The sequence below is a fragment of the Actinomadura soli genome (genome assembly GCF_005889715.1).
Lineage (GTDB): Bacteria > Actinomycetota > Actinomycetes > Streptosporangiales > Streptosporangiaceae > Spirillospora > Spirillospora soli.
Genome location: NZ_VCKW01000264.1, coordinates 1 through 11,368 on the forward strand (window position 1 = coordinate 1; position 11,368 = coordinate 11,368).

Here is an 11,368-nt window from a genome sequence, read left to right on the forward strand (position 1 = left end):
ACGCTGGTTGGTGATCCCCAACGCGGCCAGGTCGGCGTGGGTCAGGTGGGCCTTGTTCAGGGTGGTCTGGATGACGGCGCGGGTGCGTTCCCAGATCTCGGTCGGGTTGTGCTCCACCCATCCCGCCTGGGGCAGGATCTGCTGGTGTTCGAGCTGGTGGCGGGCGACCTCGTTGCCGCCGTGGTCGAAGATCATGAAGCGGGTGCTGGTGGTGCCCTGGTCGAGCGCTCCGACGAAGTCGGCCATCGGCTCTCCCCTTTCTGCGTGTCGCGCGGGACCCCGTCAGGTGACGTCGTACTCCGGCTCGGGCCTGGTGGGCACGCCCTCATCCCCCTCGCCGGGGATGTTGCGCCCGATGAGCAGGATGTACAGGCCGGCGCCGATCACGGCTCCGATCAGCGGCGCCACGAGCGGGACCCAGAAGTACAGATGCCCGTATTGATCCCGCCATGCGTCCGTCCCGTAGCCGGTGAGGTACTGGGCGAGCCGGGGGCCGAGGTCGCGGGCCGGGTTGATCGCGTAGCCGGCGGCCGAGCCGAACGCCATCCCGATCGCGACGACGATGAGCCCGATGATGAGCGGCGCCAGGTTCGCCAGCGGCGGCGCGTTGCGCAGGTCGGTGAGGGCGAGGACGAGGAACAGCAGGATCGCGGTCCCGATCACCTGGTCGCGGAACGCGCCCCACGTCCCGATCGGCAGCGTCCCGTTGCCGGGCATGGTGGAGAAGACGATGTGCGACTTCTCCGTCAGCCCCGGGTCGAACTTCTGCAGGATCTCGCTGTAGTTCCACCGGACGATCAGCGCCGCCGTGAACGCGCCGAGCACCTGGGCGAACCAGAACGGGAGCACCTTGCGCCAGGGGAACCCCTTGAAGACCGCGAGGGCGAAGGTCACGGCCGGGTTGATGTGCCCGCCGCTGATGCGCGCGGCGACGTACACGCCGAGCGTCACGCCGATGCCCCAGGCCCAGGCGATGGCGTCGTGGCCGCCGAGGCTCTGCGGGTCGCCGAGCCCGCTGCCGGCCACCGCCTGCGCGACGACGCCCACGCCGAACAGGATCAGGATCATCGTCCCGGCGAACTCCGCGGCCATCTCCGCGGCGAGTTCGGGAAGCTTCGGCCCTCGCGTCATCTCTCCTCCTCCGGGACCTGTGACGGCAGGCGCGGTCGCCGCGAACGTAAGGACGCCTGACAGAGCCGGCCGACCGTCCGGGGACGGCGATGCCGGCACCGGCACCGCTCTGGCGCCCCGGAAGACGACCGCGCCGGTGATCATTCCCAGGAGTGGCCGGACAAACACGGTCAGTGGCCGCGGAACGCCTCTTCCAGCCACCAGGCGGGCCGGCTGCGCGTGATCTTGGCGTCCACGACCATCGGGCGGTCGCGCGGGCCCGCGAGCCACGTCCGCACCGCGGCGAGGTCCTCGGGGCGACGGACGGTCGCCGCGTCGCAGCCGAACCCGCGCCCGATCGCGGCCAGGTCGGCGGGCGGGAAGACGACCGTGTCCAGCGGATGCCCGCCGGGCCCGAAATGGTGCAGCTCGGCGCCGTACGCCTCGTCGTCGTAGACGATCACGAGCAGCCCGAGCCCCAGCCGGACCGCGGTCTCCAGCTCGCCGACGGCCATCAGCGCGCCGCCGTCGCCGAGCGCGGCGACGGTGAGCCGGTCGGGGCGGGCGACGGCGGCGCCGATGGCGGTGGCGAGGCCGAGCCCGACCGCCTGGAACGCCTGGGTGAACACGAGCCCGTCGGCGTCGGGGACGTCCAGGAACATCGCCGGGTAGCCCATGAAGTTCCCGGAGTCGACGGCGACGGTGCGCTCGCGGGGCAGCATGCGGTCCAGGGCGATCGACAGGGTCCGCGGGTCGATGCGGGGGTGGCCGGTGCCGTCATCGCCGCGGGGATGCTCCTCGTAGGGGACGTCCTGCCAGCGTCCCTCGCGGGCGAGCCGCTCGGCGACGTCGGGCGTGCGGTAGCCGGACGCGGCGTGCCCGCGCGCGTCCAGCTCGGCGTCGACCGCGCGGGCGGTCTCCGCCGCGTCGCCGATCAGGCCGAGGTCGACGGGGCGGTGCGCGCCGAGCGCGCGGGCGTCCACGTCGACCTGCGCGACGGTCGCGTCCTTGGCGATGAGCGCGCCGTGCCGGGTCGTCCACATGTTCAGCGCGCAGCCCCAGCCGACGATCAGGTCGGCGCCGGCGATCAGGTCGGCGGCGGCCGGGGTCGCGAACCCGCCGCTGACGTCCAGGTCGAACGGGTCGGCGGCGAAGGCGAACAGGCCGCGGGCGACGGCGGACGTCGCGGTGAGCGCGCCGCAGCGGGCGGCCAGCTCCGCGAGCGGCTCCGCCGCGCCGGACAGCCGCGCGCCCCGCCCGGCGATGAACACCGGCCGCCGCGCGGCCTGGAGCACGTCGGCGAGCCGGGCGATCGCGGCCGCCGGCGGCACGGGCAGCGGCGGCACCGGGGCGGCGCGCCGGCCGGAGACCCCGGGCCGCCGCGCGGGGTCCGGGTGCTCGGCGGCCTGGATGTCCAGGGGCAGCCCGAGCAGGACGGTGCGCCGCTCGGCGACGGCGGTGCGGCAGGCGCGGGTCACGTCCGCCACCGCGGTCTGCGGGGAGTGGACCCGCTCGGGGACGGCGCCGACCGCGGTGGCGATCGCCGCCTGGTCGACGCGGAAGTTGGAGCGGACCGCCGCGGCGGCGACCTCGCCCGCGACGACCACGAGCGGAGTGCGGCTCTTGGCGGCCTCGGCGATGCCGGTGACGGCGTTGGTGAGGCCCGGACCCTGGTGGACCGACACCACCCCGAGGCCGCCGCCGACCCGCGCGTAGGCGTCGGCCATCGTGGCGGCGCCGCCCTCGTGCCGGGCGGCGATGAACCGGGCCCCGTTCGCGATCATCGCGTTGGTGACGTGGAAGTTGCCGCTGCCGACGACGCCGAAGACCGTGCGGGCGCCGAGCCGCGCGAGTGCCTCGCCCACGGCCTCCGCGACGTTCACCGTTCGACCAGCGCGAGTACGCGGGCGGGGCTGCCCGACCCGCCGACGATCGGTAGCGGCGAGGCGAGCAGCACGGCGCCGCGGGCGGGCAGCCGGCCGAGGTTGCGGAGCTGGGTGAGGCCGTACTTCCCTGCGCCGAGGAAGTAGGAGTGGCACGGGAACGGCGGGTCGAACGCGTGCGCGCCGCCCGCGTCGGTGCCGACGGTCTCCACGCCGAGGCCGAGGACGGGCGTCTCCTCGGCCAGCCACCGGGCGCACTCGGGCGAGATCCCGGGCGTGTGCGGGCCGTCCCGGTCGGCGTTGAGGAAGGTGTCCTGGTCGCCGGAGAGGGCGTCCCAGCCGGTGCGGTAGAGGAGCCAGCCGCCGTCGGGCAGCGGGCCGTTCTCCTCCTCCCAGGCCCGGACGTGCTCGATCTCCAGCAGGAAGTCGGGGTCGGCGGACGCGTGCGCGGACGCGTCCAGCACGGCGGCGGGCGCGACGAGGCGGCGCGGCGGGACCTGCGCGACGTCCTCGCCGCCCCGGCCGGTGGCCCAGTGCACGGGCGCGTCGAAATGGGTGCCGACGTGCTCGCCCGTCTCGATGTCGTTCCAGTACCAGGCCGGGCCGCGGTCGTCGTAGCGGCTGATCTCCTTGAGCCGGAACGGCACCGTGTTGGCGAACGGCTCCGGCAACCGGAGGATCGGGGTGCGCTCCGACAGCGGGGCGGTCAGGTCGACGATCTCCACCGAGCCGTCGTCGACGGCGGTGAGCAGCTGGGCGAGAACGGACATCGTTCCTCCGTGCGGCGCGGTCGGCGAGGGGCGCGCGGGCCACACGAACGTATCGCAGATGAACCTGTTCGGAGGGTCACCGGGCGCAGGCCGCCCACCCTTCGCCCAGCCGCCCGCCGGCGGGCGGTCATCCCCCGGCGAGCCAGGGGTAGCGGGCGGTGTCGCCGCCCGCGTAGTCGGGGTCGAGGTAGATGAACACGCGCTGGATCCTCCAGTCGCGGATCTCGAACACGTCGCACCAGCGCCCGGCGCCCCATTCGGGGACGCCGGCGCGCCACGGGCCGTCCCGGTGCTCGCCGTGGCTGGTGCCCTCGCACACGAGCGTGTCGCCGCCGGAGAAGATCCAGTTGAACGTGGCGTAGTGGTGCCGGATCGAGGTGATCGTGGCGCCGACGTCGCCGAACAGCCGCGCGATCTCGTCCTTGCCCGTGGCCAGGCCCCATTTCGGGAAGCAGACCTGCGCGTCGTCGGCGAACAGGTCGAGCAGGGGCGCGCCGTCCGAGGTCACGCCGCCGTTGTCGAACCCCTTGAGATACTCCAGCGCCACCGACTTGCGCTGCTCGTCCGTCATCGGCTGCCTGCTGAGCGCCATCCGCCTCACCCGTCCGCATCGCCGTGCCGCCCACCCGACCGTAACCCGGCGGAACAATCCGGGCGAACCACTGGTTAGGCTTGCCTAAGTACTTACCGGGCACATCGGAGGAGCTGCATGGCGACGGAACCGGCCCGCAAGGGACGCAGGCTGACCAGGGGGACGGTGCTGCGCACCGAGAGGATCACCCCGCACATGATCCGCGTGGTCATCGGCGGTGAGGATCTGGCCGGGTTCAGCGCGGGCGAGTTCACCGACCACTACGTGAAGCTGCTCTTCACACGGCCGGGCGTCGCCTACCCCGAGCCGCTCGACATGGAGCGGATCCGCGCCGAGATGCCGCGGGAGCAGTGGCCGACCACCCGGACCTACACCGTCCGGGCGTGGGACCCCGAGGCCGTCGAGCTCACGATCGACTTCGTCCACCACGGCGACAAGGGGCTCGCGGGGCCGTGGGCGGCGGGCGCCCGTCCCGGCGAGGAGATCTACTTCAGCGGCCCGGGCGGCGCCTACGCGCCCCGCGCCGACGCCGGCTGGCATCTTCTGGCCGGCGACGAGAGCGCGCTGCCGGCGATCGCCGCCTCGCTCGAGCGGATCCCGCCGGACGCGCACGTCCGCGTGTTCGTCGAGGTCGCCGGGCCCGAGGAGGAGCAGGACCTGCCCACGCCGGGGGACGCCGACGTCGTGTGGCTGCACCGCGGCGGCGCCCAGGTCGGTGATCTGCTGGTCGAGGCCGTCCGGAAGCTGGAGTTCCCGAGCGACGACGTGCACGCGTTCGTCCACGGCGAGGCGACCTTCGTCAAGACGCTGCGGCGGCACCTGCGGGTCGAGCGCGGCCTGCCGATGGAGCGGCTGTCCATCTCGGGCTACTGGCGGCGCGGCCGCGACGAGGACGGCTGGCAGTCGAGCAAGCGCGAATGGAACCGCGAGGTCGAGGAAGAGGAGGCCCAGGCCCTCGCCTGAGCCCCGGAGGCACCGGAGTCAGGCGGTGGCCCTGGTCTGGTCGTCGGGGCCGCCGTCGGCGGCGAAGCCGGGGAGCCAACGCTCGGCCTCGGCGCGGAACTCGCCCTCGGCCTCCAGCTGGCACAGGACGCCGCCGCATCCGGACAGGGCACGGCTGACCGCCAGGTACTGGGGCGGCAGCCGGAACTGCCGGGCGAGGGCGCCGGGGCGCATGTCGGACGCGAGGCCGAGCCCGCGGGCGGTCTGCTCGCGCAGCCATTCGCGGGAGTACCGGAAGCGTTCGACGGCGAACGGGGCGGCGTGCGGCGCGACGACGCCGGCGACCTCGTCCGGGTCGACGTCGGCGTCCGGCGCCAGGAAGCCCTCCTCCCGCAGCGCGCCGACGATGTCGTCCGGGTCCCCGAGCGTGCCGATGCGCAGCAGGCGGCCGATCGACCACTGCAGCTCGGCCGGGACGCGGGCGGCGCCGCCGAAGTCCATGACGCCGAGGCGGCCGTCGTCCAGCAGCCGGAAGTTGCCGGGGTGCGGGTCGATGTGGATCATCTCGCAGCGGTCCGGGCCGGACAGCAGGAAGCGGAACAGCAGCAGGCCCGCGCGGTCGCGCCGGTCATGGGAGTCTTCGGCGATGACCTTGGCGAGCGGGGTGCCGTCCAGCCACTCGGTGACGAGGACGTTGCCCGACTGGGCGACGACCGCCGGGACGACGAAGTCGGGATCGCCCGCGTAGGCGTCGTGGAAGGCGGTCTGGGCGCGGGCCTCGTCGACGTAGTCGAGCTCCTTCTCCAGCCGGCGCTTGAGGTCGGCGATCACGGGCTTGACCTCGACGCCGGGGAACAGCGGGGTGAAGAGCCTGCTCAGGCGGGAGATCTGGGTGAAGTCGCTCATCACGGCCTGGGCGGCGCCGGGGTACTGGACCTTGACCGCGACCGTCCGGCCGTCGCGCCAGACCGCCTTGTGGACCTGGCCGATGGACGCCGCGGCGGCGGGCCGGTCGTCGAACTCGGCGAACATCTCGCGCCAGTCGCGGCCGAGCCCCTCGGCGAGGACGCGGTGGGTGGTCGCGGCGGGCATCGGGGGCGCGGACTCCTGCAGCCTGGTCAGGCTCGCGCGGAACGGCCCGGCGATCTCCTCGGGCAGCCCCGCCTCGAAGATCGACAGCAGCTGGCCGACCTTCATCGCGCCGCCCTTCAGCTCGCCGAGCACCGCGAACAGCTGGTCGGCGGTGCGGCGCTGGACCTCCAGCGCGACGGCCTCGGCGGGACGCCCGATCGTCCGCTTGCCGAACCCGAGCGCGGTGCGGCCGGCGAAGCCGAGCGGCAGGCTCGCCAGTTTGGCGGTCCGCGTCACGGCGCGGCGGGGGATCTCACTCACGGCCCGACCGTCCCTCGTTCGACGATGCGTCCAATGGCTGCCAGCCTCTCACGGCGAGGGAACACCACAAAACGGTCATTCCCCGTAAAAGAATCAGCGTTCGGGCGGGCCCGAAGATTCCCGGCCCGGCCGCAGCAGGAGCTCGACGACCTCCAGCGCCTGGTCGATCTCCGGCCGCTTCCCGCGCAGGCGGCGCTCGGACGCGGCGGGCGAGCGCCGCGGCGGGCCCGGCCGGACCCGCAGCGGCCGGCCGGTGGCTCGTCGCGATGAAGCGACTACAGACCGTCATCAAGGGTAGTTAGCGGGTGTGAAAGAGAAAATTGGGAGCGCCGGACGCAAGGGCCGGCTGCTGATCATCGGTGGGGCGGAGAACCGGACCTGCGGGTCGGGGGCCCTGGAGACGTTCGTCGAGCTCGCGGGCGGCGAGGACGCGCGGATCGTGGTCGTGACGACGGCGACCGAGGTGCCGGAGGAGGTCGCCGAGGAGTACACGGCCGTGTTCGGGCGGCTCGGTGTGACCTCGGTGCGGGAGCTGCGGCTGCTGGGCCGGGCCGGTGCCGACGACGCGGCGACGCTGCGGGCGCTGGACGCGGCGACCGGGGTGCTGTTCAGCGGCGGCGACCAGTCGCGGATCCGGACCCTGGTGGGCTCGCGGACCAACGAGTTGCTGAAGCGCCGCCTCGACCAGGAGGGCCTGGTCATCGCCGGGACGAGCGCGGGCGCGACCGCGATGGGCCACTGGATGATCCTGGGCGGGCACGGCCACGAGGTCGCCGCGTCCAGCGTGAAGGTCGGCCCGGGGCTCGGGCTGCTCGACAACGTGCTGATCGACATGCATTTCAACGAGCGCGGGCGGCTGCCGAGGCTGATGAGCGGCATCGCGCTCGACACGCGGCTGCTCGGCGTCGGGATCGACGAGGACACCGCGATCGTGGTGGGCGACGGCCAGTTCGACGTCGTCGGGACGGGCGTGGTCACGGTCGTGGACGCCGGCCAGTCCACCATCGCCTACGCCGCGTCGGACGACGAGCCGATGGCGATGCTGGACGTGTCGCTGCACCTGCTGCCGGCCGGATGCGCCTTCCAGATGAACGACAAGCTCCCGGCGATCGGCAACATGCGCGGGCCGGAGGAGGATTAGCGTGCGGCTCGATCATGTGCGCCGCCTGAGCGGCCCCAACGTCTACCTGTCCCGTCCCGTCGCGATCGCGCGGCTCGACCTGCAGGGCCTGACCGGCCACGAGACGACCGACCATCCCGGTTTCGCGGAGCGGCTGGTGGAGGCGCTGGCGGGCCTGCGGACGCACCACTGCTCGGCGGGCCGGCCTGGTGGCCTGCTGGACGCGATGGCGCGCGGCACCTATTTCGGGCATGTCACCGAGCACGTCACGCTGGAGCTGTCCGGGCTGATCGGCCGGGAGGTGTTCTTCGGGCGGACGGTCCGCGCGGGCGGCCCCGCCGAGTACGACGTGATCCTCGAGTGCCCGCGGGACGAGCCGTCCGGCAGCCCGGTGGTGGAGCAGCTGATCACGCTCGCGCTGCGCGTCGTCAACGGCGCGCTCGCCGGGCGGGTGCCGGACCCGTCCGCCGACCTGGCCCCCATCGCCGCCGCCCACGAGGAGGAGCGGCTCGGGGTGAGCACGTCGGCCCTGGCGCGGGCGGCGCGGCGGCGGGGCGTGCCGGTCCGCCGCGTCGGCGGCCTGAACCTGCTGCGGCTCGGGTACGGGCGGTACCGGCGGACGGTGTGGGCGGCGATGACCGACGGCACCTCGGCGATCGGGATGGAGGTCGCGGGCGACAAGCGGCTCGCGCACCGGCTCCTCGCCGACGCGGGCGTCCCCGTCCCCGAGGGGCGGGTGGCGGCGTCGCCGGCGGAGGCGCTCGACGTGCTGCACGAGATCGGCGGCCCGGTGGTGGTCAAGCCGCTGGCGGGCCACCAGGGCGAGAACGTCCACATCGAGCTGGCCACCGCGCCGGAGGTCGTGGCGGCGTTCGCGTCGGCGGCGGGCGAGGAGGGCGAGGTCCTCGTCGAGTCCTACATCCCGGGCAGGGACTACCGGGTCCTGGTCGTCGGCGGGCGGGTGGTGGCGGCGGCCGAGCTGACGGCGGCGTGCGTGACGGGCGACGGGACCGCGACGATCGCCGAGCTGGTGGCACGGGTCAACGCCGACCCGGCACGCGGCGAGGGCCACGACCGGCCGCTGACGCGGCTGGCGCTCGGCGCGACGGAGCTGGCGCTCCTGGCCCGGCAGGGCCACGGCCCGCGGTCGGTGCCCGGCGGCGGGGAGCGGGTGTGGCTGCGCCGCAACGCGAACCTGTCCACCGGCGGCACCAGCAGGGACGTGACCGACGGCGTCCACGCCGAGGTCGCGGACCTGTGCGTGCGGGCCGCCGCGACGGTCGGCATGGACGTGTGCGGCATCGACCTGCGGCTGCCCGACATCGGCTCCCCGCCGCCCGCCGACCGGGGCGCCGCCGGGATCCTGGAGGTCAACGCCGCGCCCGGCCTGCGCATGCACCTGGCGCCGCACGAGGGCACGGGACGCGACGTCGCCGGCGACATCATCGGCCTGATGTACCCGGCGGGCACGCCGTCGCGGGTCCCGGTCGTGTCGGTGACGGGCACGAACGGCAAGACCACGACCGTCCGGATGATCGCGCACATGCTGGAGCTGGACGGGCGGCGGACCGGCATGACCAGCACCGAGGGCGTGTACGTGGGGCGCCAGCTGGTGCACGTCTCGGACGCGTCCGGGCCGCGCTCGGCGGAGATGGTGCTCGGCGACCGGTCGGTGGAGGCCGCGGTGCTGGAGACCGCGCGGGGCGGGATCGTCCGGCGCGGGCTCGGCTACGACCGCGCCGACGTCGCCGTCGTCACCAACATCACCCGCGACCATCTCGGCGTGGACGGCACCGAGGCCCTGGAGGACCTGGTCGACATCAAGGCGCTGGTCGCCGAGGAGATCCGGCGCGGCGGGCACCTCGTCCTCAACGCGGAGGACCCGGCCGCGGCGGGGCTGGCCGGCCGTCCCACGGTCCAGGGACGCTCCCCGGTGCTCCGCTACTTCGCGATCGCTGCCGGGGCGCCTGTCCTGGTGGAGCATCTGCGGGACGGCGGTCTCGGCTACTACGTGCAGCACGGCTGGCTGACGGAGGCGCGCGGCGACCGCCGGACCCGGATCCTGCCCGCCGACGAGGTGGCGGGCTCGTTCGGCGGGCACGCCGTCCACGTCGTCGCCAACGCGCTCGCCGCCGCCGCCGCGGCCCGGGCGCTCGACGTCCCGGTGGACGTGGTGGCGCGGGCGCTGCGCACCTTCGACCCGCACCTGCGCAACCCGGGCCGGGGCTGCGTCTACCAGGTCGGGGCCAATCCCGTCCTGGTCGACTACGCGCACAACCCGGCGGCGGTCGCCGCGATGGGCGCGTTCGTCGGGCGGCGGTGGGGCACCGGGGGCGCCGGGGGCGTCGCCGCGGTCACGCTGCCGGGCGACCGGTCCGACGAGCTGGTCGGCGAGACCGCGCGGGCCCTGGCCGGGACGTTCGGCCGCGTCGTCGTCTACGAGGACGAGGACCTGCGGGGGCGCCGCTCCGGTGAGATGACCCGGCTGATCGTCCAGGGGCTGCGGGAGGGGCGCCCGGACGTGCGCGCGCATCCGGCGGGCGACCTGAAGGGGGCCCTGGCGTCGGCGCTGGACATCGCGGAGCCGGGCGAGCCCGTCCTGCTGCTGTACGAGAAGCTTCAGCCCGTCGTGGAGCTGCTCGAGACGCTGGGCGCGGAGCCGGGAACGCCGGAGCCGGGCGCGGCGGCGTCCGGGGTGGAGGCCGGAGGGCGCAGCAGCAGCACGGTGACCGACAGCAGCGCCAGCACGACGATCCCGTCCAGCCAGTAGTGGTTGGCGGTGGCGACGACGACCGCGATGGTCGTGACCGGGTGCAGGAGCCAGAGCCACCGCCACCGCGTCCCGGACGACACGACGAGCCCGAGCGCGATCACGGCCGCCCACCCGATGTGCAGGGACGGCATCGCCGCGTACTGGTTGGCGATCATGTCGCTCTCCGGGGCGCCGTACACGGCGGGGCCGAACCGGGCGGCGGTGTCGATCAGCCCGGTGGCGGGGAGCATGCGGGGCGGGGCCAGCGGCACGAGCAGGTGCAGGGCGAGCGCCGCGGCGGTCAGCCCCACCAGGACGCGGCGGATCCACCGGTAGTGGGCGGGCCGCCGCAGGTAGATCCAGAGCAGGAACAGCACGGTCGCGGGGAAGTGCACGACCGCGTAGTAGCCGTTCGTGAGGTGGATCAGCGTCTCGCTGTGGAGGATCCCCTGCTGGAGGGCGGCCTCGTCCGGCAGGTACAGGGTCCGTTCGAGGTCCCAGACGCCGCGGGCGTTGGCGAACGCGTCCGTGACCCGGTCGCTGGAGAACAGCCGGCCGAGCTTGTAGAGCCCGAACAGCACGACGATCAGCACCAGCTCCCGGACGGGCCGCGGCCGTCCACCGGGCCTTGCCTGCCCACCCGGCCCGGGCAGCCGGCCCAGCCGGAAGCGGTCGCGCAGCCGGAGGCGGTCGCCGGGGAGAAGGCGCCTGCCGGGCCGCCGCCCGTCAGGTCGCTCCGGTTCCCGTGGCCGCGGCGGAGTCTCGTCCGGGTGTGCCGGCGGCTCGACAAGGCTCACCGCGCTCCCC

The 11,368-nt window shown here is 74.4% G+C and carries 9 protein-coding genes and 1 pseudogene; 3 read left to right on the plus strand and 7 right to left on the minus strand.

Features of this window, described 5'->3' with window-relative positions; genetic code table 11:
- The 5 genes from ETD83_RS34055 to ETD83_RS34075 all read right to left on the minus strand — a co-directional run.
- The coding region (locus ETD83_RS34055) for an FGGY family carbohydrate kinase (protein WP_268920527.1) at positions 1-246 on the minus strand (246 nt) is incomplete at its 3' end.
- Between the two features lie 36 nt (positions 247-282).
- Positions 283-1,131, minus strand: a complete 849-nt coding sequence (locus ETD83_RS34060; protein ID WP_138649322.1) for an MIP/aquaporin family protein — start codon at positions 1,129-1,131, stop codon at positions 283-285.
- 170 nt (positions 1,132-1,301) lie between these two features.
- The gene (locus ETD83_RS34065; RefSeq protein WP_138649323.1) at positions 1,302-2,993 is read right to left on the minus strand and encodes a thiamine pyrophosphate-binding protein; all 1,692 of its coding nucleotides are present in this window, start codon (positions 2,991-2,993) and stop codon (positions 1,302-1,304) included.
- Entirely contained in the window at positions 2,990-3,763 is a 774-nt protein-coding gene (locus ETD83_RS34070; protein ID WP_138649324.1) for a cyclase family protein, read from the minus strand. The genes ETD83_RS34065 and ETD83_RS34070 overlap by 4 nt, the downstream gene beginning before the upstream one ends.
- A gap of 127 nt (positions 3,764-3,890) precedes the next feature.
- On the minus strand, positions 3,891-4,355 hold the full coding sequence (locus tag ETD83_RS34075) for a nuclear transport factor 2 family protein (RefSeq protein WP_138649325.1): 465 nt from the start codon (positions 4,353-4,355) through the stop codon (positions 3,891-3,893).
- Positions 4,356-4,472: 117 nt separating this feature from the next.
- Here ETD83_RS34075 and ETD83_RS34080 point away from each other — a divergent pair, with 117 nt between their 5' ends.
- The gene (locus ETD83_RS34080) at positions 4,473-5,318 is read left to right on the plus strand and encodes a siderophore-interacting protein (RefSeq protein ID WP_138649326.1); all 846 of its coding nucleotides are present in this window, start codon (positions 4,473-4,475) and stop codon (positions 5,316-5,318) included.
- 18 nt (positions 5,319-5,336) lie between these two features.
- On the opposite strand, the gene ETD83_RS34085 is transcribed toward ETD83_RS34080, so the two are convergent.
- Positions 5,337-6,689 carry an ABC1 kinase family protein gene (locus ETD83_RS34085; RefSeq protein WP_171064595.1) on the minus strand — a complete coding sequence of 451 codons (1,353 nt, stop codon included), beginning with the start codon at positions 6,687-6,689 and terminating at the stop codon, positions 5,337-5,339.
- Between the two features lie 307 nt (positions 6,690-6,996).
- On the opposite strand from ETD83_RS34085, the gene ETD83_RS34090 reads away from it, so the two are divergent.
- Together ETD83_RS34090 and cphA are read left to right on the plus strand one after the other, a co-directional pair.
- Entirely contained in the window at positions 6,997-7,830 is an 834-nt protein-coding gene (locus ETD83_RS34090; RefSeq protein WP_205718026.1) for a cyanophycinase, read from the plus strand.
- A gap of 16 nt (positions 7,831-7,846) precedes the next feature.
- Positions 7,847-10,402 (plus strand): annotated as a pseudogene (cphA, locus tag ETD83_RS45040) (cyanophycin synthetase); the annotation flags it as partial.
- A gap of 26 nt (positions 10,403-10,428) precedes the next feature.
- Here cphA and ETD83_RS34100 read toward each other — a convergent pair.
- Positions 10,429-11,368 (minus strand): phosphatase PAP2 family protein (locus tag ETD83_RS34100; protein ID WP_329603023.1); only part of this gene is annotated, 940 nt, incomplete at its 5' end.